General features: G+C 70.9%; 22 protein-coding genes. 19 read left to right on the top strand and 3 right to left on the bottom strand.

Annotated elements, in window-relative coordinates:
* The first annotated feature begins 152 nt into the window (after positions 1-152).
* Positions 153-1,391, top strand: a complete 1,239-nt coding sequence (locus tag KVT44_RS42715; protein WP_067367025.1) for an alpha/beta fold hydrolase — start codon at positions 153-155, stop codon at positions 1,389-1,391.
* Positions 1,357-1,890: a tRNA (adenosine(37)-N6)-threonylcarbamoyltransferase complex ATPase subunit type 1 TsaE gene (gene tsaE, locus KVT44_RS42710; protein ID WP_095853078.1), complete on the top strand. Its 534-nt coding sequence runs from the start codon at positions 1,357-1,359 to the stop codon at positions 1,888-1,890. The genes KVT44_RS42715 and tsaE overlap by 35 nt, the downstream gene beginning before the upstream one ends.
* Positions 1,891-2,324: 434 nt before the next feature.
* Here the strand turns inward: tsaE and KVT44_RS42705 are convergent, their stop codons facing one another.
* Positions 2,325-2,876: a hypothetical protein gene (locus KVT44_RS42705; protein ID WP_099921103.1), complete on the bottom strand. Its 552-nt coding sequence runs from the start codon at positions 2,874-2,876 to the stop codon at positions 2,325-2,327.
* A 122-nt stretch (positions 2,877-2,998) separates the two neighbouring features.
* On the opposite strand from KVT44_RS42705, the gene tsaB reads away from it, so the two are divergent.
* The 12 genes from tsaB to KVT44_RS42645 all read left to right on the top strand — a co-directional run bounded on the left by tsaB (position 2,999) and on the right by KVT44_RS42645 (position 16,260).
* Positions 2,999-3,661: a tRNA (adenosine(37)-N6)-threonylcarbamoyltransferase complex dimerization subunit type 1 TsaB gene (gene tsaB, locus KVT44_RS42700; RefSeq protein ID WP_099921102.1), complete on the top strand. Its 663-nt coding sequence runs from the start codon at positions 2,999-3,001 to the stop codon at positions 3,659-3,661.
* A gap of 17 nt (positions 3,662-3,678) precedes the next feature.
* The gene (gene rimI / locus KVT44_RS42695) at positions 3,679-4,185 is read left to right on the top strand and encodes a ribosomal protein S18-alanine N-acetyltransferase (RefSeq protein ID WP_099925452.1); all 507 of its coding nucleotides are present in this window, start codon (positions 3,679-3,681) and stop codon (positions 4,183-4,185) included.
* A complete protein-coding gene (gene tsaD, locus KVT44_RS42690; RefSeq protein ID WP_217573312.1) occupies positions 4,178-5,305 on the top strand; it encodes a tRNA (adenosine(37)-N6)-threonylcarbamoyltransferase complex transferase subunit TsaD in 1,128 nt (375 codons plus the stop codon). Before rimI ends, tsaD begins: the two co-directional genes overlap by 8 nt.
* On the top strand, positions 5,302-5,553 hold the full coding sequence (locus KVT44_RS42685; protein ID WP_190169972.1) for a hypothetical protein: 252 nt from the start codon (positions 5,302-5,304) through the stop codon (positions 5,551-5,553). The genes tsaD and KVT44_RS42685 overlap by 4 nt, the downstream gene beginning before the upstream one ends.
* Positions 5,554-5,674: 121 nt before the next feature.
* Positions 5,675-6,694 carry a LacI family DNA-binding transcriptional regulator gene (locus KVT44_RS42680; RefSeq protein ID WP_060895778.1) on the top strand — a complete coding sequence of 340 codons (1,020 nt, stop codon included), beginning with the start codon at positions 5,675-5,677 and terminating at the stop codon, positions 6,692-6,694.
* A gap of 271 nt (positions 6,695-6,965) precedes the next feature.
* On the top strand, positions 6,966-8,267 hold the full coding sequence (locus tag KVT44_RS42675; protein WP_217573352.1) for an extracellular solute-binding protein: 1,302 nt from the start codon (positions 6,966-6,968) through the stop codon (positions 8,265-8,267).
* A gap of 183 nt (positions 8,268-8,450) precedes the next feature.
* Complete coding sequence (locus KVT44_RS42670) at positions 8,451-9,293, top strand: carbohydrate ABC transporter permease (protein ID WP_254650677.1); 843 nt, start codon at positions 8,451-8,453, stop codon at positions 9,291-9,293.
* Positions 9,294-9,406: 113 nt separating this feature from the next.
* Positions 9,407-10,171: a carbohydrate ABC transporter permease gene (locus KVT44_RS42665; protein ID WP_254650676.1), complete on the top strand. Its 765-nt coding sequence runs from the start codon at positions 9,407-9,409 to the stop codon at positions 10,169-10,171.
* Positions 10,172-10,213: 42 nt separating this feature from the next.
* Positions 10,214-12,442, top strand: coding sequence for a glycoside hydrolase family 3 N-terminal domain-containing protein (locus KVT44_RS42660; RefSeq protein ID WP_217573308.1), 2,229 nt, complete (start codon positions 10,214-10,216; stop codon positions 12,440-12,442).
* A gap of 112 nt (positions 12,443-12,554) precedes the next feature.
* A complete protein-coding gene (locus KVT44_RS42655; protein WP_217573307.1) occupies positions 12,555-13,616 on the top strand; it encodes a LacI family DNA-binding transcriptional regulator in 1,062 nt (353 codons plus the stop codon).
* Between the two features lie 87 nt (positions 13,617-13,703).
* Positions 13,704-15,059 (top strand): endo-1,4-beta-xylanase, encoded by a 1,356-nt coding sequence (locus tag KVT44_RS42650; RefSeq protein ID WP_217573306.1) that lies wholly within the window; start codon positions 13,704-13,706, stop codon positions 15,057-15,059.
* A gap of 202 nt (positions 15,060-15,261) precedes the next feature.
* A complete protein-coding gene (locus KVT44_RS42645; RefSeq protein WP_217573350.1) occupies positions 15,262-16,260 on the top strand; it encodes an LCP family protein in 999 nt (332 codons plus the stop codon).
* Here the strand turns inward: KVT44_RS42645 and KVT44_RS42640 are convergent.
* Complete coding sequence (locus tag KVT44_RS42640) at positions 16,253-16,858, bottom strand: bifunctional 2-polyprenyl-6-hydroxyphenol methylase/3-demethylubiquinol 3-O-methyltransferase UbiG (RefSeq protein ID WP_217573304.1); 606 nt, start codon at positions 16,856-16,858, stop codon at positions 16,253-16,255. The genes KVT44_RS42645 and KVT44_RS42640 overlap by 8 nt on opposite strands.
* A 157-nt stretch (positions 16,859-17,015) precedes the next feature.
* Between KVT44_RS42640 and KVT44_RS42635 the strand changes: the two genes are divergently transcribed.
* Both KVT44_RS42635 and KVT44_RS42630 read left to right on the top strand, forming a co-directional pair.
* Positions 17,016-17,372, top strand: a complete 357-nt coding sequence (locus KVT44_RS42635) for a YciI family protein (protein WP_099921093.1) — start codon at positions 17,016-17,018, stop codon at positions 17,370-17,372.
* A 44-nt stretch (positions 17,373-17,416) separates the two neighbouring features.
* Positions 17,417-18,724, top strand: coding sequence for an RNA polymerase sigma factor (locus KVT44_RS42630; protein WP_308314262.1), 1,308 nt, complete (start codon positions 17,417-17,419; stop codon positions 18,722-18,724).
* Here KVT44_RS42630 and KVT44_RS42625 read toward each other — a convergent pair.
* Complete coding sequence (locus KVT44_RS42625) at positions 18,721-19,908, bottom strand: methyltransferase domain-containing protein (RefSeq protein ID WP_217573302.1); 1,188 nt, start codon at positions 19,906-19,908, stop codon at positions 18,721-18,723. The two genes, KVT44_RS42630 and KVT44_RS42625, sit on opposite strands and share 4 nt — an antisense overlap.
* Before the next feature lie 110 nt (positions 19,909-20,018).
* Between KVT44_RS42625 and KVT44_RS42620 the strand changes: the two genes are divergently transcribed.
* The 3 genes from KVT44_RS42620 (at position 20,019) to groES (ending at position 22,272) form a co-directional block, all read left to right on the top strand.
* Positions 20,019-20,948: a polysaccharide deacetylase family protein gene (locus tag KVT44_RS42620; RefSeq protein ID WP_217573300.1), complete on the top strand. Its 930-nt coding sequence runs from the start codon at positions 20,019-20,021 to the stop codon at positions 20,946-20,948.
* On the top strand, positions 20,945-21,724 hold the full coding sequence (locus KVT44_RS42615; RefSeq protein WP_099921091.1) for a polysaccharide deacetylase family protein: 780 nt from the start codon (positions 20,945-20,947) through the stop codon (positions 21,722-21,724). Before KVT44_RS42620 ends, KVT44_RS42615 begins: the two co-directional genes overlap by 4 nt.
* Before the next feature lie 239 nt (positions 21,725-21,963).
* Entirely contained in the window at positions 21,964-22,272 is a 309-nt protein-coding gene (gene groES / locus KVT44_RS42610) for a co-chaperone GroES (protein WP_060901476.1), read from the top strand.
* Positions 22,273-22,399: the final 127 nt, after the last annotated feature.

The following is a 22,399-nucleotide window of genomic DNA, read 5'->3' as shown; positions in this document are numbered from 1 at the left end:
AGGAGTACAGGGGGTGCCCCGCGCAGGACAACAGGGCAACAGGACATAGTTGCACCATCGGCGGTACCTCCGGCACCACCCTCAGCACGACCGGCACCACCCCCAGCACGACCTTCTGAAGTGAACGACACCCCGGCGAAGAGGAGCGGTACGTGAGCGAGAGCAGCGCGGAGGCCGTCACGGACGTCGCCGCGGCGGCCGTCGCCTCCGCCGCCGGGAACTGGCGTAAGGCCGGTATCGCCGGCGTCGCCATAGGCGTGGTCGCCGCGGGCGCCGCCGCCGGAGTCGCCATAGAGCGGCTGACGGTGGGCCGCGGCATGCGCAACAAGGCCCGCCTCGCGCTCGACTCGACGGGCCCGTACGGCTCGCTGCGCGGCACGCCGGGCAAGGCGTACGCCGACGACGGCACCGAGCTGTACTACGAGGTGGACGACATCGAGCAGGATGTGACGTTCACCCCACGCCGGCGCCGGCTCTTCGGGCGCAAGGCCCCGGCCCCCGTCACCGTCGTCTTCAGCCACGGGTACTGCCTCAACCAGGACTCCTGGCACTTCCAGCGGGCCGCGCTGCGCGGGGTGGTGCGCACGGTGCACTGGGACCAGCGCAGTCACGGCCGCTCCGGGCGCGGGGTCGCGCAGACGAAGGACGGCACGCCCGTCTCCATCGACCAGCTCGGCCAGGACCTGAAGGCCGTCATCGACGCGGCCGTGCCGGAGGGGCCGATCGTGCTGGTGGGGCACTCCATGGGCGGGATGACCGTCATGGCGCTGGCCGACCGGTATCCGGACCTCGTTCGCGAGCGGGTCGTCGCCGTCGCGCTCGTCGGTACGTCGTCGGGGCGGCTCGGCGAGGTCAACTTCGGGCTGCCCGTCGCGGGCGTCAACGCGGTGCGCCGGGTGCTTCCCGGTGTGCTGAAGGCGCTCGGTCAGCAGGCCGCCCTGGTGGAGCGGGGGCGGCGGGCCACGGCCGACCTGTTCGCGGGGATCATCAAGCGGTACTCGTTCGCGTCCCGGGACGTCGACCCGGCCATCGTGCGCTTCGCCGAACGGATGATCGAGGGCACTCCGATCGACGTCGTCGCGGAGTTCTACCCGGCGTTCACCGAGCACGACAAGACCGAGGCCCTCGCGTACTTCGCCGAACTGCCGGTGCTGGTGCTGGCCGGGGTCGGCGACATGGTGACACCGAGTGAGCACAGCGAGGCGATCGCGGACCTGCTGCCGGACGCCGAACTGGTGCTCGTCCCGGACGCCGGGCACCTGGTCATGCTGGAGCACCCCGAGGTGGTCATAGACCGTCTCGCCGACCTTCTGATGCGCGCGGGCGCCGTCCCGGCAGGGGCTACCGTGGGTGGCTATGGAAGCACCAGCAGCAGCGCACAACCCGGCTGAGCCCGCCGCCGAGGGCGTGAACGTCCGGATCACCGTCAACTCGCCAGAACAGATGCGGGAGTTGGGCCTTCACCTGGCCAAGCTGCTGCGCGCGGGCGATCTCGTGATGCTGAACGGGGAGCTCGGCGCGGGCAAGACGACGCTGACCCGCGGCCTCGGTGAGGGGCTCGGCGTACGGGGCGCGGTCACCTCGCCGACGTTCGTCATCGCCCGTGTGCACCCCTCCCTCGGTGACGGTCCGCCGCTCGTGCACGTGGACGCGTACCGGCTGGGCGGCGGTCTCGACGAGATGGAGGACCTCGACCTCGACGTGTCGCTCTCCGACTCGGTGATCGTCGTGGAGTGGGGCGAGGGCAAGGTCGAGGAGCTCACCGACGACCGGCTCGACGTCGTCATCCACCGGGCCGTCGGTGACACCACGGACGAGGTACGGCACGTCACGCTCACCGGGCTCGGGGAGCGCTGGGCGACGACCGATCTGAGCGTGCTCGCGGCTTGATCACCCTGGGTGAGGGTTCCGGGTGACGTGAAGGTTCCGACAAGTCGTCGGCAAGATGTTGCGTTCGGCGTCCCGGCCGTGGTCACATGGACCTCAGTCCGTAGTTAGGTCTACCTAACCACGCTTGCCCCCGAATCCCCAGGAGGCGTCCATGTCGGCTTCGGAACGTGACGCGCCGGTGCAGCAGCCGTGCGGTGGGGTGTCGATGCGGGACCTTTTGGCGTCGTGTGCGGCGGCCGACGCGGTGTCCACGCCGCCTCGGGCGCCCATGCCGGAGGCTCCGCGTGCGGCGGAGACGCCCCGCAAAGCTGCGTGAGCGCTCCGCTGGAGGGCGGGTTTTCGGGTGCGGGTCCGGTGGGGGCTGGTCGCGCAGTTCCCCGCGCCCCTTTCGGGGCGCTCCTGCGCAGGTCCGCTGATGAGTACAGGTCCGCCGACTACCGGATGACGACTACCTTCACGCCGATCGTCGCGAAGTTCCACATCGCGGTGCCGTTCTTGCGGGTCTCCCGGATACCGCCGAGTTTCTTGGTGGAGTCGGGGGAACCCGTGGAGCCGTCTATGGCGGAGCTGAAGCCGATCGCCACGCCGTCGACGAGGGCGAACCGGACGACGTGCTCGATCTGGGCGCCGTCCGATCCGGTGACGGCCTTGGACCGGGAGGTGACGGCGTAGGTGCCGACCGCCGGGTCCACCGTGCCGGGGGTGACCTTGAAGGTGCGCTCGGTCCTGTTGTTCGCGGCGACCAGCCACACGCGGTCGTCGTCGACCGAGTAGACGACCCGCTCACCCCTGCCCGAGGCGGTCGGCAGCGCCACCGGGTTCTTCTTGTCCCGGGGTGCCTTCGTGGTGGGGACCTTGGACGCGCCCGCGAGGGGCTTGCCCAGGGTGTCGGGCACGTTCGCGGACGCCTGGTAGGCGAGGAAGCCGACCACCGCGACAGCCGCCGCGGTGAGCCCGGCCACGAATCCCGAGCTGCTCCTAGCCACCTTGTGTACCCGCCTCTCGTACCGCGTTCGTGTCCATTACGTCCTTTGTGGTGACGGTAGCAGCCGCCGCCCCGCAGACCGGGGCGGCCGTGCGTCCCGCTCGGGCGCCGTAGGCTGTTTGCGTGCTCTTGCTCGCTCTGGATACCGCCACCCCCGCCGTGACCGTCGCCCTGCACGACGGCACGTCCGTCATCGCCTCGTCGAGCCAGGTGGACGCGCGCCGGCACGGAGAGCTGCTGCTGCCGGCCGTCGACCGGGTGCTCGCCGAGGCAGGCCTCAAGCTGGACGCCGTCACCGGCATCGTCGTGGGCGTAGGCCCCGGCCCGTACACGGGGCTGCGCGTCGGCCTCATGACCGCCGACACCTTCGGCCTCGTGCTCGGCGTGCCCGTGCACGGCCTGTGCACCCTCGACGGGCTCGCGTACGCCGCCGACGGCACCGGCGTCGAGGGCCCGTTCGTCGTCGCGACGGACGCCCGGCGCAAGGAGGTGTACTGGGCGCTGTACGACGACCCCCGTACGCGTGCCTCCGAGCCCGCCGTCGACCGGCCCGCCGACATCGCCGGGACGGTCGCCGGTATGCCCGCCGTGGGTGCGGGTGCGCTGCTCTATCCCGACACCTTCCCGGACGCCCGTGCCCCCGAGCACGTCTCGGCGGGCGCGCTCGCGTCCCTGGCGGCGGAGAAACTCGCCGCGGGCGAGGAGCTCGAGGCGCCCCGGCCGCTCTACCTGCGCCGCCCGGACGCCCAGGTGCCCAAGAACTACAAGGTGGTCACCCCGAAGTGACCGCCGAGCTGCGCGAGATGCGCTGGTGGGACATCGATCCCGTACTGGAGCTGGAGAAGGACCTCTTCCCCGAGGACGCCTGGTCGCGGGGGATGTTCTGGTCCGAGCTGGCCCACGCCCGCGGGCCCGGGGCGACGCGCCGGTACGTGGTGGCGACCGAGAGCGGCCGACTCGTCGGATACGCCGGGCTGGCCGCCTCCGGCGACCTGGGCGACGTACAGACCATCGCCGTACGACGTGATCAGTGGGGCACCGGCCTCGGCGCCCGGCTGCTGACCGAGCTGCTGCGGGCCGCGACCGCGTTCGAGTGCGCCGAGGTCATGCTCGAGTGCCGCGTGGACAACGTCCGCGCGCAGAAGCTGTACGAGCGCTTCGGCTTCGAGCCCATCGGCTTCCGTCGCGGCTACTACCAGCCGGGCAACGTCGACGCCCTGGTCATGCGGATGCGCACCGCGTCCGACAGCGGCTCCGGCCCGGGTTCACCCTCAGTAAACGGCGTACAAGGAACAGAGAGCAATGGCTGACGAACCGCTGGTCCTGGGTATCGAGACCTCCTGCGACGAGACCGGCGTCGGCATCGTCCGCGGCAACACGCTGCTCGCGGACGCCGTCGCGTCCAGCGTCGACGAGCACGCCCGCTTCGGCGGCGTCGTGCCCGAGGTCGCCTCCCGCGCCCACCTGGAGGCGATGGTGCCGACCATCGACCGGGCGCTCAAGGACGCGGGGGTGAGCGCCAGGGACCTGGACGGCATCGCCGTCACCGCGGGGCCCGGGCTGGCCGGCGCGCTGCTCGTCGGGGTCTCGGCGGCGAAGGCGTACGCCTACGCGCTGGGCAAGCCCCTGTACGGCGTCAACCACCTCGCCTCCCACATCTGCGTGGACCAGCTGGAGCACGGCCCGCTGCCGGAGCCGACGATGGCCCTGCTCGTGTCGGGCGGCCACTCGTCCCTGCTGCTCTCGACCGACATCACCTCCGACGTACGGCCCATGGGCGCGACCATCGACGACGCCGCGGGCGAGGCCTTCGACAAGATCGCGCGCGTGCTCAACCTCGGCTTCCCCGGCGGTCCGGTCATCGACCGGTACGCGAAGGAGGGCGACCCCTCCGCGATCGCCTTCCCGCGCGGGCTCACCGGGCCGCGCGACCCGGCGTACGACTTCTCCTTCTCCGGTCTGAAGACGTCCGTGGCCCGCTGGATCGAGGCCAAGCGGGCGGCGGGCGAGGAGGTGCCGGTGCGTGACGTGTCGGCCTCCTTCCAGGAGGCGGTCGTCGACGTGCTGACCCGCAAGGCCGTACGGGCCTGCAAGGACGAGGGCGTCGACCACCTGATGATCGGCGGTGGCGTGGCCGCGAACTCCCGGCTGCGGGCGCTCGCGCAGGAGCGCTGCGAGGCCGCGGGGATCCGGCTGCGGGTGCCGCGGCCGAAGCTGTGCACGGACAACGGGGCGATGGTGGCCGCGCTGGGCGCGGAGATGGTCTCCCGCAACCGGGCCGCCTCCGACTGGGACCTGTCGGCCGATTCCTCACTGCCGGTGACGGACCCGCATGTGCCCGGCCGTTCACATGATCACGGCCACGACCACGGCCCTGGCCACGATCATGATCACGTGCACGAGGTCTCCAAGGAGAACCTGTACTCGTGAGCGTCGCGCTGATGTGGGAGGCGCGGGCCGTCCCCGGGCGGGGCGAGGAACTGCTCGCCTGGGTGCGGGGGCTGGAGCTGGCGAGCGAGCCGCTGCGGCAGGAGGTCCTGCGCGCGCCGCAGGACCGGGTGCTCGTCATCACCTGGTGGGATGCTCCCTACGACGCCGAGTTGCCCGAACTCCCTGATCCGGACGGGGAGTTGGTGACCCGCGCGGTCCATCGGTGGCGGTTCGAGTCGGTCTCCTGACGCCTTCGTCTCCAGCCGGGCTTCACGCCGACCTCGCTTTTCCGGAAGACTCCTGCAAAGTTTCGTGTGTGGGTGTGGAACGGTAGAGGGGCGGTTCGACGTGTCGACGGAGGTGGGCGCAGTGGCCCGGGAGAGCATCAAGAACAAGGTGACGATCACCGAGATCGCCCGGCAGGCCGGCGTCTCGGTGCCCACCGTGTCGCGTGTCGTCAACGGCCGCTCCGACGTGTCGCCGGAGACCCGGGCCCGCATCGAGGACCTGCTGCGGCGCCACGGCTACCAGCGCAGGTCGTCCGCGCCCGGTGACCGGGCGGCCCTGATCGACCTGGTCTTCAACGACCTCGACAGCCCCTGGGCCGTGGAGATCATCCGGGGGGTCGAGGAGGTCGCGCACGCCTCCGGGGTGGGCACGGTCGTCTCCGCCATCCACGGTGCGTCGGGCTCGGCCCGGCAGTGGATGACCAATCTGCGCGCCCGCGCCTCGGACGGCGTGATCCTCGTGACCTCGGTCCTCGAACCCCGGCTGCACGAGGAGTTGCGGCGGCTCGGGGTGCCGCTGGTCGTGATCGATCCGGCGGGGTCCCCGACCCTCGACGTGCCGACCGTCGGCGCCGCCAACTGGGCGGGCGGGATGGCGGCGACGGAGCATCTGCTCGGTCTCGGGCACCGGCGGATCGGCTTTGTCGCCGGGCCCGTGCGGTTGCTGTGCTCGCGGGCGCGGCTCGACGGGTACCGGGCGGCGCTGGACGGCGCGGGGGTCGCGGTCGACGACGCGCTGATCGTGCCGGGGGACTTCTACCATCAGGCCGGCTTCGACGGCTGCAACACGCTGCTCGACCTGGAGGAACCGCCGACCGCCGTGTTCGCGGCGAGTGACCAGATGGCGCTCGGGGCGATCGAGGCGTTGCGGCGGCGGGGGTTGCGGGTGCCCGAGGACATGAGTGTCGTCGGGTTCGACGACCTGCCGGAGGTCCGGTGGTCGGCGCCGCCGCTCACGACGGTGCGGCAGCCGCTGGCGGACATGGGGAAGTTGGCCACGCGCACGGTGCTCCGGCTGGCGCTGGGCGAGGACCCGGTCTCTCCGAGGGTTGAACTGGCTACCGAGCTGGTCGTTAGGGCGAGTACGGCGCGACGGGGCTGAGGGGCGCCTCAGGGGCGGGGTGTTCGAGGGCGGTTCGGCGGCTGCGGGTGATTCGTGGCCGGTCGCGCAGTTCCCCGCGCCCCTGAAGGGGCGCTGACCCTGGCGCGCCTGAAGGGGCGCCAGGGTCAGCGCGACCAGCTCCCACCGGCCTGCACATCGAGAACTGTCGATATTTGTCAGGGGCGTTGACACGTCTGTCGTACCCCCGTAACTTCCGGCGCACTCGGCCGATAATTATCGGCCCTCTTCCGGAAGGTGTGCGATGCGAGCGTTGGGCAACACCTACACCTCTTTCTCCCGCCGGAGGTTCCTGGCGGCGTCCGCGGCGACCGGACTGGGGGCGGCCGCCCTGAGTGCGTGCGGTTCCTCCGACAGCGGGAACAGTTCGGGCAAGACCACGATCGAGTGGTGGAACATCACCACCACCCAGCCCGCGAAGAAGCTGTGGGCCCAGCGCGCCAAGGACTTCGAGGCCGCGCACCCGGACGTGAAGGTCAAGATCGTCACGCTGGAGAACGAGGCGTACAAGTCGAAGATGACCGCGCTGACCACCTCCGGGAAACTGCCGGACGTCTTCCACACCTGGGGCGGCGGAGTCCTCAAGCAGCAGATCGACGCGGGTCTGGTCGAGGACCTGACCGACGAGACCGCCTCCTGGACGAAGGACTATGTGCCCGCCTCACTGGCGGCCTACCAGTTCGACAAGAAGACGTACGCGGTCCCGTTCGACATCGGCATGGTCGGCTTCTGGTACAACAAGGCGCTCTTCAAGAAGGCCAAGATCGACACCCCGCCCACCACCTGGTCCGGCTATCTCGACACCGTCAGGGCCCTCAAGAGCGCCGGGATCACGCCCATCGCGCTGGCCGGCAAGGAGAAGTGGCCCGGCATGTACTACTGGGCGTATCTGTCGATGCGCGTCGCCGGGCTGGAGGCGATGCAGAAGGCGGCCACCGACGCCGACTTCACCGGCGAGGGGTTCGTCACGGCCGGCCAGCACCTCAAGGACCTCGTCGCGCTCGAACCCTTCCAGAAGGGTTTCCTCGGCGGGGCCTACTCCGACCCCAACGGTGAGGCTGCCCTGATGGGCAACGGCAAGGCGGCCATGGAACTGATGGGCCAGTGGGCGCCGACCGTCGAGAAGGACTCGGGCAAGGGCATCGGCGACGACCTGGGCTTCTTCTCCTTCCCCTCCGTGGAGGGCGGAAAGGGCGCGCTCACCGAGGTGTTCGGCGGAGGAGGCGGCCACGCGGTGCGCAAGGGGGCGCCGGACGCGGCGGTGGAGTTCCTGAAGTTCTTCGCGGAGAAGCAGTTCGCCGAGACGCTCGTCAAGGAGACCGGCCTGATACCGGTGTCCAAGGACGCGCGCCCCGCGCTGACCGACCCCAACCTCACCGCCGTGTCGAACGCCCTGAACAACGCCACCGGCTTCCAGCTCTACCTCGACCAGGCCTACGCCCCCGCCGTCGGCCAGGAGATCAACGACAGCGTCGCCGCGCTCATCGCCGGCTCCAAGTCGCCCGAGCAGGTCACGCGTTCGGTGACCCAGGTCGCCAAGAGCGAGAAGAGCTAGCGGCCGGCGATGACGCACTCGACCTCGACCTCGACCGCGTCGACGTATGTGCCCGATCTCGGCAAGTCGACCGGCGTGACGGCCGTTTCACCGGGCGGGGGGCCCCGCCGTCCCGCCCTGCGGCGCGTACGCGACTGGTTCGCGGCCTTCGTCTTCACGGTCCCGGCGCTCGCCCTGTTCGGGATGCTCGTCCTCCTGCCGATGGGCTACGCCTTCTACGTCAGCTTCTTCAACTGGGGCGGATTCGGCTCGCCCACCGACTCCGTGGGGTTCGACAACTACACCCGGCTCTTCCAGGACCCGGTGTTCCTCGGGGACCTGTGGCGCGGCGTCCTGCTCGTCGCCTTCTCCCTCGTCCTCCAGCTGCCGTTCGCGCTCGCCATGGCCGTGCTGCTCAACCAGAGACTGCGCGGCCGGGCCGTCTACCGGATGCTGTTCTTCGCGCCGTACATCCTGTCCGAGGTCATCACCGGCGTGCTGTTCGGCATGATCTTCGCGCCGGGCGGTGGACTCGCCGACAAGGTCCTCGGCGCGGTCGGTCTCGACGGCCTGGGCGGGCTCTGGTTCGCGGGCCAGAACACCGTCCTGCCCACCCTCTTCCTGGTCATGACCTGGAAGTACTTCGGCTTCCACATGATGCTCTACCTGGCAGGCCTCCAGGGCATCCCGGCGGAGCTGCACGAGGCGGCACGCATCGACGGCGCCGGCAGCTGGCAGCGCTTCCGCCACGTCACGCTCCCGCTGCTCGCGCCGACCCTGCGGATCAGCGTGTTCCTGTCCGTGATCGGCGCCATCCAGCTCTTCGACCTGGTGTGGGTGATCTCCGCGGGCGGTCCCGACCACCACTCCGAAACCATGGTCATCAGCATGTTCCAGTACGGCTTCAAGCGCTACCAGATGGGCTATGCCAGCGCGATCAGCGTGGCGATGTTCCTGATCAGCCTCGTCTTCGCCCTCGCCTACCAGCGTTTCGTGCTGCGCCGCGACACCGAAGGAGCCATCACCACCATGCGAGCCACCCGATGAGCGCGCTCGTGAAGAGCACCGTCCGGAAGAACACGGTCCCGAAGAGTGTCGTACGCCGTCGCAGGCTGCGCACGCTGCCCGTGTACGTGATCCTGTGGCTGGTCGGCGCGGTCATGGTGACCCCACTGCTGTACGCCCTCATCTCCGGCTTCAAGTCCACCGACCAGCTCTCCAGCAACACCTTCGGCCTTCCCCACCCCTGGGTGACCTCGAACTACACCTCGCTGCTCGGCTCGGGACCGTTCTGGCGCTCCGTCGGCAGCAGCACCCTCATCGCGGTCGCCACCGCCCTGCTGACCGTGGGGGCGTCGGCGCTCGCCGCCTACGCGCTCGCCCGGTTCGCCTTCCGGGGCAGGGAAGTGCTCTTCACCGTCTTCACCATGGGGCTGATGTTCCCCTTCGCGGTGGCGATCCTGCCGCTGTTCATCCTGCTGCGCACCTTCGGGCTGCTGGACAACCCCTGGGGCGTGATCCTGCCCCAGGCCGCGTTCGGCCTGCCCATGACGATCGTCATCCTGCGCGGCTTCTTCCGGGAGATCCCCGGAGAGCTGGAGGAGGCGGCCACCCTCGACGGCTGCTCCTCGTTCGGCTTCTTCTGGCGCATCCTGCTGCCGCTGGCCCGCCCGGCGCTCGGCACCGTCTCCGTCCTCGCCATCGTGGGCAGCTGGAACAACTTCCTGCTCCCCCTGCTCGTCTTCAGCGAACCCACCTGGTGGACCGTCCCCGTCGGCATCCAGCAGTTCCAGGGCCAGTACGCCTCCGACGTGGCCCGCATCTTCGCCTATCTGGTCCTCGCCATGGCGCCCGCCCTGGCCTTCTACGCGGTCGCCGAACGACAGCTGATCGGCGGCATCACGCTCGGCGCGACCAAGGGCTGAACGCCAGCCCCTCCAGATGCCCCTGTGGATGTGAGGAGTTACATGACCGACCCCTGGCAGGACCCCGCTCTGCCCGCAGGCGTCCGCGCCGCCGATCTGCTCGCTCGTATGACCACGGAAGAGAAAGTCGCCCAGCTCTACAGCGTCTGGCCCGGCTCGAACCAGACCCCGGGCGGGGACATGGCGCCGATGCAGCACGCCCTGTCCGAGGACGTCGACCTGACGAGGCTGCTCCCGCACGGGCTCGGCCAGCTGACCCGCCCCTTCGGCACCGCACCGGTCGACCCGGCCGAGGGCGCCGCCCGTCTTGCCGCCCTCCAAGAGCGCATCCGATCCGCGAACCGCTTCAGGCTGCCGGCGCTCGCCCACGAGGAGTGCCTCACCGGGTTCACGGCCTGGCAGGCGACGGTCTTCCCGACCCCGCTCGCCTGGGGCGCGAGCTTCGATCCGGCCCTGGTGAAGGAGATGGCGGCGGCGATCGGCGCCTCGATGCGCTCGGTCGGCGTCCACCAGGGCCTCGCCCCGGTCCTCGATGTCGTACGCGATCCCCGCTGGGGCCGTACGGAGGAGTCGATCGGCGAGGACCCCTACCTCGTGGCGACCGTCGGCACCGCCTACGTCCAGGGACTGGAGTCGGCGGGCGTCGTCGCCACCCTCAAGCACTTCGCCGGCTACTCGGCCTCCCGCGGCGCCCGCAACCACGCGCCCGCGTCGCTCGGCCCGCGCGAACTCGCGGACGTCATCCTGCCGCCGTTCGAAATGGCCGTACGGGAGGGCGGGGCGCGCTCGGTGATGGCCTCGTACAACGACCTCGACGGACTGCCCGCCCACGCGCACCGCCCGCTGCTCACCGAACTCCTTCGGGAGGAGTGGCAGTTCACCGGCACGGTCGTGGCCGACTACTTCGGGGTGTCCCTCCTGGAGTCCGCGCACGGGCTCACCGACTCCCCTTCGGGGGCGGCCGCGCTCGCGCTCGCGGCGGGCGTGGACGTCGAGCTGCCCGCCGTGCGCTGCTACGGCTCCGGGCCCCTCGACGAGGAGTTCGTGGACCGGGCCGCGCTGCGGGTGCTGACGCAGAAGTGCGAACTGGGGCTGCTGGATCCGGACTGGGCGGCGGAGCCCGCGGACTCAGGATCCGTCGACCTCGATCCGCCGCACATGCGGGCCCTGGCCCGGCAGTTGGCGGAGGAGTCGGTCGTCCTGCTCGCCAACGGGGGTACGTTGCCGCTGGCGTCCGGGGTGCGGCGGATCGCCGTGCTCGGTCCGCTGGCCGACGATCCCGCGGCCATGCTCGGCTGCTACACCTTTCCCCGCCATGTCCTCCTCGACCACCCCGAGGTCGAGATGGGGGTGGGCGTGCCGACGCTGCTGGAGGCGCTGCGCGCCGAACTGCCGGATGTGGAGTTCACCGACGATCCGGTGGCCGCCGACGTGTGTGTGGTCGCGGTCGGCGACCGCTCGGGGCTGTTCGGGCGGGGCACCTCGGGCGAGGGGTGCGACGCGGCCGATCTCGAACTGCCCGAGGGGCAGGGAGAGCTGGTCGACAAGACGCTGGCCTCCGGGACACCGGTCGTGCTGGTGCTGCTGTCGGGGCGGCCGTACGCGCTCGGGCGCTGGGCGGACCGGTGCGCGGCGGTGGTGCAGGCGTTCTTCGCGGGACAGGAGGGAGGTCCCGCGGTGGCCGGGGTGCTGTCCGGGCGGGTGAACCCGTCGGGGCGGCTCCCGGTGAGCGTGCCGCGCGAGCGGGCCGGACAGCCGTGGACGTATCTCGCGCCGCCGCTCGGACAGCGCAGCGGGGCCAGCAACCTCGACCCGACGCCGCTGTTCCCCTTCGGACATGGGTTGTCCTACACGACGTACGACTGGCAGGCGCCGTCGGTCGACGACATCGCGTTCCCGACGGACGGCGAGACGACCCTGCGGCTGACCGTCCGCAACACGGGGGAGCGGGCCGGTACCGAGGTCGTGCAGCTCTATCTCCACGACCCGGTCGGCAAGGTGGCGCGTCCGGTGGCCCGGCTGGTGGGCTACGCGCGGGTGCCGCTGGAGGCGGGCGCGTCGGCGGAGGTCCACTTCACGGTCCCGGCGGACCTGGCCGCGTACACCGGCCCGGACGGCGACCGGATCGTCGAACCGGGGGAGCTGGAGCTGCGGTTGGGGGCGTCCAGCGCCGAGGGCGGGGTGCGGTATGCGGTGCTGGTGACGCTGACCGGGCCCGAGCGGGTGGTGGGCCGGGAGCGGCGGATGCGGTGCGAGGTGCGCGTGAAGTGAGCCGTCGGTTCCCGCGGCGACCGAATGTTTCCCGCCAGTCTCCGAATGTTACGGACCTTACTGAGGTCGGAGAGGGGTCGCCCGGCGTGCACCCGGGGATACGATCGCGCCCATGAATCCCGCGAAGCCCGTGGAGAAGCGGATGGCGGACCGTTCCTCGGGGACCGCGACCCTCGCCGAGATCGCCCGCGAGGCCGGCGTCTCCGCGCCGACTGTTTCGAAGGTGCTCAACGGCCGGGCCGATGTCGCCCCGGCCACCCGCACCCGGGTCGAGGAGCTGCTGCGCGCGTACGGCTACCGGCGCCGCCGGGCCGAGGCGACCCGCTCACCCCTCATCGACCTGGTCTTCCACGAGCTGGAGAGCGCCTGGGCGATGGAGGTGATCCGGGGCGTCGAGAACGTGGCGCGGGACGAGGGGCTGAGCGTCGTCCTCTCGGAGAGCGCGGGGCGGCTGACCCCCGGGCGGACCTGGGCCGACCAGGTCGCCGCCCGCCGCCCGCACGGCGTGATCCTCGTCCTGTCCCGGCTGGACGAGTCCCAGCGCGCGCTGCTGACCAGCAGGTCCATCCCGTTCGTGGTGATGGACCCGGCGGGCGACCCGGGCGACGACGTGCCGTCCATCGGCGCCACCAACTGGCACGGCGGGCTGGCCGCGACCCGCCATCTCGTCGACCTGGGGCACCGGCGCATCGGCGCGATCAGCGGGCCCTCGCGGATGATGTGCAGCCGCGCGCGCGTCGACGGATACCGGGCGGCGCTGGAGACGGCGGGACTGCCGGTGGACCCGGAGCTGATCAGAGTCGGGAACTTCCACCACGAGGACGGCTACCGGCTGGGCCTCGACCTGCTGCGCCGCCCCGACCGCCCGACGGCCGTCTTCACCGGCAACGACCTCCAGGCGCTCGGCCTGTACGAGGCCGCCCGCGAGCTGGGCCTGCGCATCCCGGAGGACCTGAGCGTCGTGGGGTTCGACGATCTGCCGGTGGCACGCTGGGTCGGGCCGCCGCTGACGACCGTACGACAGCCGCTGACGGAGATGGCGGAGGCGGCGGCCAAACTGGTGCTGGAGCTGGGGCGCGAGGAGCGGCCGGCGGCGGGAACCAGGGTGGAGCTGGCGACGAGTCTGGTGGTGCGCAGCAGTACGGGGGCGCCTCCGGCGGTCGGCCTGGCGTGAAGTGGACGTATTGACGCGTGGGGCATCCCGCTCCACACTCCTCCGAAGCCAATCGGTTGCAAGACCGAAACTTTCGGAGGCACCCGCATGAGATCTCTGAGAACAGGCTTATCCCTGGGGTCCGTCCTCACCGGCATCGCCGCCCTCGGCGCCCTGCTGGTCGCGGCCCCCGCCGCCCACGCGGCCGACACCCCGCTGCGCGACCTCGCCGCCGCCAAGGGCAAGGCCATCGGCACCGCCGTCACCGGGTCCAAGCTGACGGGGACGTACGGCGACATCGCCGGGGCCCAGTTCAACTCGCTCACTCCTGGCAACGCCATGAAGTGGGAGACCGTCGAGCCCACCCGCGGCACCTACAACTGGGCCGAGGCCGACCAGATCGTGGCCTTCGCGCAGGCCCACAACCAGCAGGTGCGCGGCCACACACTGGTCTGGCACAGCCAGAACCCGAGCTGGCTGACGAACGGCACCTGGACGTCCGCCCAGCTCAGCGCGCTGCTTCAGGACCACATCAGCACCGAGGTCACCCGCTACAAGGGCAAGCTGGCCGCCTGGGACGTGGTGAACGAGCCCTTCAACGAGGACGGCACCTACCGCTCGACCCTCTGGTACAACGGCCTCGGCTCCGACTACATCGCCCAGGCCCTGACCTGGGCGCACGCGGCCGACCCGAGCGCCAAGCTCTACATCAACGACTACAACGTCGAGGGCGTCAACGCCAAGAGCACCGCCCTCTACAACCTGGTCAAGTCGCTGAAGGAGCGCGGCGTCCCGATCGACGGGGTCGGCCTCCAGGCCCACCTCATCCTCGGCCAGGTGCCGTCCACGCTCCAGCAGAACATCCAGCGCTTCGCCGACCTCGGCGTCGATGTGGCGGTCACGGAGCTGGACATCCGTATGCAACTCCCCTCCGACAGCGCGAAGCTGACGCAGCAGGCCGCCGACTACAAGGCCGTGTTCGACGCGTGCGTGGCGGTGTCCCGGTGCTACGGCGTCACCGTCTGGGGCTTCACCGACTCCGACTCCTGGATCCCGGACGTCTTCTCCGGCTACGGCGCGGCGACCCCGTACGACGAGAACTACGTGCCGAAACCGGCGTACTACGCGATCGCGGGCTCACTGGGCGGGACCACGACACCACCGCCCACGGGTGCCTGCACGGCGACGTACAGCGTCCAGAGCCAGTGGAACACGGGGTTCACGGGGCAGGTGAGGATCGCCTGTTCCGGGGCCGCGCTGTCGTCGTGGAAGGTGAGCTGGACGTACGGCGCGGGCCAGCGGATCACCCAGGCCTGGAACGCCGACTGCACCCAGTCCGGTGCGGCGGTGACGTGCGCGAACGCCTCCTACAACGGAACGGTACCGAACGGCGGATCAGTGACGTTCGGGTTCAACGCGTCATGGAGCGGGAGCAATCCGTTGCCCACGGTGACGCTGGGCTGAGGGCGGCGTGAGAAGTCTTAGATTTTCCGAAGGAAACCCCAGAAGAGGTTCCTGCTCGTAATAATTCGGACTTACGTTCCTCCGCGTGACTGCAGAAGAGGAGCGCGGGGGCGGACATGGGGCCGGGCGCGGGGACGGGAACGGGGTCGAGAGCGGGGACGGGAACGAGGGCGCCGCGAGACGTGCCGGACGGCGGAGAGGTCTGCTGAAAGCCGCCGGCATCACGCTCGCCGGCGTCCTCGTGCTCTCCGTGGCGGGGGCGGGCTGGGTCTACTGGCATCTGAACCAGAACATCAAGAGCGTGGACATCAACAGCGCGCTGGGCGACGACCGTCCGGCGAAGGCGGTGTCGACCCCGTCGGCGTCCGCGTCCGCCTCGGCCGCCCCGCTGCCGAGCGGCGCCCTGAACATCCTGGTCCTCGGCTCCGACTCGCGCAGCGGGAAGGCGAACGCCGCGCTCGGGGGCGGTGACAGCTCGGGCGCCCGTTCCGACACGGCGATGGTCGTCCACATCGACGAGGGCCGGACCAAGGCGACGGTGGTGAGCATTCCCCGGGACACCCTGGTGACCCGCCCGTCGTGCCCGACCTCGTCAGGCGGGGCGACCTCGGTGGCGTACAACGCGATGTTCAACAGCGCCTACTCGGTGGGCGGTCCGGTCTGCGCGGTGAAGACCGTCGAGTCCCTCACCGACGTCCGCATGGACCACTACATCGAGATCGACTTCTCCGGCTTCGCGAAGCTGGTGGACGCGCTCGGCGGCGTCACGGTCACGACGGACCAGAACATCGACGACGACAAGAGCCATCTGCACCTGAAGGCGGGCACCCACCACCTGGGCGGCACCCAGGCCCTGGCGCTGGCCCGTACCCGGCACGGCATAGGCGACGGCAGCGACCTCGGGCGCATAGGCCTCCAGCAGAAGCTGGTGAAGGCACTGCTGGAACAGATGGCGTCGACGTCCCTGCTGACCGACCCCACCAAGCTCTACAAGGTCGCCGACGCCGTCACCGGCAGTCTGACGACGGACACGGGGCTCGACTCGCTGGGCGAACTGATGAAGCTCGGCCAGAGTCTGAAGTCCCTCTCCTCCGACAAGGTCAAGACGATCACCATGCCGGTGGTGACGGCTCCGTCGAACCCCAACCGGGTGGTGGCCGACGAGCCGGAGGCGAGCGACCTGTGGGCCTCGCTCAAGTGACCCGGTCGACCCCGCCGACCCGATACGTCAACAGATAACGCCAGTAGAGGAGTTGGCGGACGCGGGAGCCGGGCAGCAGCCGGTCCGCCTCGCTCCGGACGTCCGCCAGCGACATCCGCGGCTCGCGCACCGGCGCCCGCAGGGACACGACTTCGCTTCCCCGCAGCCGCTCACCCACCGCCACCCCCGCCCGTGCCACGGCATTGGCGGGCACGGCGGCGAGGTCCCACCAGGTGATCCCCGCGTAGCAGCCCAGCACCAGCAGCACCCCGCCGGGCGCGAGCGCCTCCCGGAACCTGGTCACCGTGCCGAACGGCATGTGGTGCAGGCTCGCCAGACAGGTGATGACGTCGTAGTGCCCCTTCGGCAGCCCGGCGGAGGCCGCGTCCGTCCGCCGGAACCGGGGGCCGCCTCCGATCCGCCGCGCCACGGCGATCACCTCGGCCGACGGATCGACGGCGTCGACCTCATAACCCCGCGCCGCCATCCGCCGCGCGAAACCCCCGGTGCCACAGCCGACGTCGAGAGCGGTACGCCCGTGCTTCGGCAACTTCCGCAGCAGCATCCGGTGGTAGTGATCGTTGTGGTCGAAGGGCATACGAGGACCCTGCCCACACGAACCCCGCGGCAGCGCCCGGCGAGAAAGTTCAAAGAATTTCGGGGACGGTGTCGAAACCGGTGTCTCCCGTTCGACGCACGGGTGAGAGGCAGGGAGAAGCCCCGCCTCCGAGGCACCACGGATACGAGGAGTCACCATGCCGCGTTACCTGTCGCTGGTCCAGATCGACGAGAGCACCGCGCCCGCCGAGGGCCCGAGCCCGGAGCTGATGCAGCGGATGGGCGAGCTGATCGAGGAGATCACCAAGGCGGGGGTCATGCTCGACACCGCCGGGCTGACGCCGTCCGCCCAGGGCAAGCGGGTGCACTGGGCGGGCGGGCAGCTGTCCGTCACCGACGGGCCCTTCACCGAGTCCAAGGAGGTCGTCGGCGGCTACGCGCTCATGCAGTGCAAGGACATGGCCGAGGCCCTGGAGTGGACCAAGCGGTTCCTGAAGGTGCACGAGGAGCACTGGACGGTGACCTGCGAGGTGCGGGAGATCGCCGAGGGCTGAGCATTCCTTGGCCTGCGGCCGTCGCGGGTGTCTGATGGTGGGCTGTGGAAGAGCAGCAGCCCGCCGTCACGCCCGTCACACCGCCGGACCCGTCCGGGGCCACCAGAGGTGCCGTCGAAGCCGTCGAGACGATCTTCCGGATCGAGTCGCCCCGCATCATCGCGGGCGTCTCCCGCATCGTCCGCGACGTCGGCATCGCCGAGGAGCTCGCGCAGGACGCCCTGGTCGCGGCGCTGGAGCAGTGGCCGCGGGACGGGGTCCCGGACAACCCGGGCGCGTGGCTGACGACCACGGCCAGGCGCCGCGCGATCGATCTCGTACGCCGCAGGGAGCAGTACGCGCGCAAGCTGGCGGAGGTGGGGCGGGACCTCTCGATGACCGCCCCGCACCACCTCGACGAACCCTCCGACCCGGACGACATCGACGACGACCTGCTGCGGCTCGTCTTCACCGCCTGCCACCCCGTCCTCTCCGCCGAGGCCCGCATCGCCCTCACCCTGCGCCTGGTCGGCGGTCTGACCACCCCCGAGATCGCCCGCGCCTTCCTCGCCCCGGAGGCGACCGTCGCCCAGCGCATCGTGCGCGCCAAACGGACCCTGGCGACGAAGGGCGTCCCCTTCGAGGTCCCCTACGGCCCGGACCGCGAGGCCCGCCTCGGGTCCGTGCTCGAGGTCATCTACCTGGTCTTCAACGAGGGGTACGCGGCCACGGCGGGCGACGACCTGCTGCGCCCCGCCCTGTGCGAGGACGCGCTGCGACTGGCCCGCGTGCTCGCCGAGTTGATGCCCAAGGAGCCCGAAGTGCACGGGCTGGTGTCCCTGTTGGAACTCCAGGAGTCCCGCGCCGCCGCCCGCACCGGCCCCTCGGGCGAGCCCGTCCTCCTCAAGGACCAGAACCGGCGCCGCTGGAACCGCCTGCTGATCCGCCGCGGCTTCGCCGCCCTCGGCCGGGCGAGCGCCGTCACCACCGGACCCCCTGGCCCGTACGCCCTCCAGGCCGCCATCGCCGCCTGCCACGCCCAGGCGTACGCGTACGAGGACACGGACTGGGGGCAGATCGCCACCCTGTACGGGCTGCTGGCGACCCGTTCCCCGTCTCCCGTGGTCGAGTTGAACCGCGCCGTGGCCGTCTCCATGGCCGAGGGCCCTGCCCCGGCGCTGGAGATCGTCGACCGGCTGGCCGGCGAACCGGCCCTGCGCGACTACCACCTGCTGCCCAGCGTCCGAGGCGATCTGCTGGCCCGCCTCGGCCGCACGAAGGAGGCCCGCGCGGAGTTCGAACGAGCCGCGGGCCTGGCCCGCAACGAACGGGAACGCGAGCTGCTCGAGACGAGGGCGCGGGACTGCCGTTAGGAGGCGTGCCGCTGGGCCGGGTGGCCGAGCAGCATCGTCGGTGCCCCCGCGACCCTGGTCAGGAAGACGGTGGCCGAGTGCGGGCCGTGCTGCTTGGGCAGGGCCTTCTTGCGGAGTTCCTCCGGCTCGACCGCCGACCCCCGCTTCTTCACCGTCAGTACCCCGACCCCCCGCTCCCGCAGCAGCGCCTTCAACTTCTTCACGTTGAAGGGAAGCCGGTCGGTGATCTCGTAGGCGGCGGCGTACGACGTCGGGCGCAGTTCGTCCGCCGTGATGTACGCGATCGTCTCGTCGACGAGCCCACCGTCGACCTCCTCGGCGACCTCGGCGACCAGATGGGCGCGGATGACGGCGCCGTCGGGCTCGTACAGGTAGCGCCCGACCGCTCGCACCGCGGGGTCCGGCAGGCCGCGGCCGCGCAGCTCGCGCGGGCCGGGCAGCAGGGTGGCCCGCACCAGCCCCGGCTCGGTGCCGAACCACAGCACCGCCTCCTTCACGTCACCGGCGTCCGAGATCCACTCGGCCTCGGCCTCGGCGGGGACCGCCTCGTGGGGGATGCCAGGGGCGATCTTCAGGGCGGCGAGCGGGGCCTTCAGGGCCGTCGCGATCGCCCAGGAGAGCGGGGGCGAGTACGCCTCCGGATCGAAGATGCGGCCGCGTCCGCCGCGCCGCGCCGGGTCCACGAAGACCGCGTCGTACGCCTGGGTGTCGACCTCGGTGACATCGGCCTCGCGCACCTCGATCAGATCGGCGAGCCCGAGCGCCTCGGCGTTCGCGTGCGCCACCGCCACCGTCAGCGGGTCGCGGTCGACGGCGAGGACGCGGACCCCGGCACGGGCCAGCGCGATCGCGTCGCCGCCGATGCCGGAACACAGGTCGGCGACCGAGCGCACACCCAGGGACCGCAGCCGCCGCGCGCGATGGGTGGCGACCGTGGTGCGCGTCGACTGCTCGACCCCGTTCGGGGTGAAGTACATCCGCTCCGCGTCCTCGGCGCCGAACTTCGCCGCCGCCCGCTGCCGCAGCCGCGCCTGCCCGAGTGCGGCCGAGACCAGTTCGGCCGGGTGGTCGCGGCGCAGCCGGGTGGCGACGGCGAGCTCCTGGGCGGGTTCGGTGCCGCGCACCTCGTCGAGCAGGGCGCGGCCCTCGGGGGTGAGGAGAGAGGCGAAGGAGACGTCGTTCACCGGCCCATTGTCGGTCAGTGCGGGTGGGTGTGGGCCAGTCGGTGGACGGTGCGCCCCCGGTCGCGGTGTCGGAGACCCGGACGGGCGGTGGCCTGCGAGGATCCGACACCATGCGACCAGTACGACAAAAGTACAAAAACAACGCAAAGAGGGCGCGCGCGTGGGGCGGGGTGGCCGTCCTCGCCGTCGCCGCCCTCGCGTCCGGTTGCGCCGACGACGACACCAACGGCGCCCGTCCCGTCGAGGGACCCCAGCAGGCGCTGCACGCGCCCCCGGCCCGCGCCCTCGACTCCTACGCCGCCAGACTCCGCGCGCAGCAGGCCGCCCGGGCCGTCGCGGCCAAGCACTGGGGGCTCGTGAAGGTCCCGTTGGCCGCGCCGCCGGCTCCGGCGAGGAAGCCGGTCATCGGACCCCGCGACGGCTTCGAGGTCACCGATCAGGAAGAGCTCGGCCTGCCGCCGGTCTTCACGACCGTCCCCACCAAGGACAAGGTCGTCTTCCTCACCATCGACGACGGCTCCGAGAAGGACCCGGCGTTCCTCAGGATGATGAGCGACCTGAAGATCCCGTACACCGCCTTCCTGAGCAACTACCTGATCAAGGACGACTACGGGTACTTCCGGAAGATGCGCGACCGGGGTGTCACCCTCAACAACCACACCCTCACCCACCCCTACCTGCCGGGGCTGTCGTACGAGGAGCAGCGGCACGAGATCTGCGGCATGCAGGACATCATGGAGAAGCAGTTCGGCAAGCGTCCGAAGGTCTTCAGGCCGCCCTACGGCAACTACAACCGGGACACCCTGCGTGCCGCCAAGTCCTGCGGCATCAAGTACGCGCCGATCTGGGACGAGGAGGTCTTCGTCGACCACTGGGAGTACCGCGACTGGGACCGCGACCTGCACCCCGGCGACATCGTCCTCACCCACTTCCGCGGCAGGGAGGACTGGGACGGCACCATGCCCGACATGATCCGCCGCTTCCTGAAGCTGGTCACCGACAAGGGGTACGCGGTGGCACGGCTGGAGGACTACCTGTGAGAACGCGGGCGCTGGTCGCGGGGGCGCTCACCGCGGCGCTCCTGACCGGCTGCACCGGCTGTGCCCAGTCCGTCGACCCGATCGAACGGCTGGGCAAGAAGGCCGCGCAGGAGGTGCGCAGGTCCAGGCCGAACGGGCCGACCCCGGCGACGTACCGGCACTGGGGGCTGCCCACCCCGCTCGCCGCCGCGCCGCGGCAACCCGCCCGGCCCGCCCTCCGTGGCGCGGCGCCGGGGCTGGCCCCCGTCGTGGACCGCGTACACACCCGCGACAAGGTGGTCTTCCTGACGTACGACGACGGTGCCGAGCGCGATCCGCGGTTCGTCGACATGGTCCGTGAACTGCGGCTGCCGGTCAGCATGTTCCTCACGGACAGTGTCGTCGGGCCGGGGTACGGGCACTTCGCCCAGCTGCGGACGGTCGGCGCGAGCGTGCAGAACCACACCCTCCACCACGCCTCGCTGCGCGGACTGCCGTACGCGGGCCAGCGGGCCGAGATCTGCGGCCAGCAGGAGAAGCTCAAGGCCCGCTTCGGCGTCCGCCCCCGGCTCTTCCGTCCCCCCTACGGCACCTACGACACCACCACGCTGCACGCCGCCGCCGACTGCGGGGTCGCGGCCGTCGTCCTCGGCCGGGAGCCCGACGCCCGCCGCCTGCGACCGGGTGACATCCTCTCCGGCTTCGAGGAACCCAACCTCACCGAGGCGACGATCAGACTCCTGCGACGCATCCAGGCGGAGGGCTTCACGCCTGCGCGCCTGGAGAACTACCTCTGACCATTCGGCTCGGGGGTACGCCGACACGGGCGCCGGGTGCCCAAAAACCCCACGCCACGCCGGACGCTTTGGCACTCCGCTTGACCGAGTGCTAATCGCGGTCATAGTCTCGGCCCTGGCACTCCCCCCTGGAGAGTGCCAATAGCGACGGGCAGGTCCGGCACCCGCGACGACGGATCCACCTGGTCGCCACCTCAGACAGTTAACCCCGTGAGATCTCCGAAGGGGGAGGTCGGATCGTGACGACCACCAGCTCCAAGGTTGCCATCAAGCCGCTCGAGGACCGTGTTGTGGTCCAGCCGCTGGACGCCGAGCAGACCACGGCTTCTGGCCTGGTCATCCCGGACACCGCGAAGGAGAAGCCCCAGGAGGGCGTCGTCCTCGCCGTGGGCCCGGGCCGCTTCGAGAACGGCGAGCGCCTGCCGCTCGACGTCAGCACCGGCGACATCGTGCTGTACAGCAAGTACGGCGGCACCGAGGTGAAGTACAACGGCGAGGAGTACCTCGTCCTCTCGGCTCGCGACGTGCTCGCGATCATCGAGAAGTAGTTCGCCGAGCTTCACCGTTTCACCCAGTTTTGCAGTGAACTGCGCCCCTGGCCCCCGCGACCATAACCAGCCGGGCGTCGGGGGCGCGGTTCGTTCACCCCAGTTTTCCGAGAGGGCTGAATCGCTC

It is taken from the genome of Streptomyces sp. GbtcB7 (assembly GCF_019091445.1).
Taxonomy (GTDB): domain Bacteria; phylum Actinomycetota; class Actinomycetes; order Streptomycetales; family Streptomycetaceae; genus Streptomyces; species Streptomyces mirabilis.
This window is presented reverse-complemented; position numbering and strand designations above follow the sequence as displayed.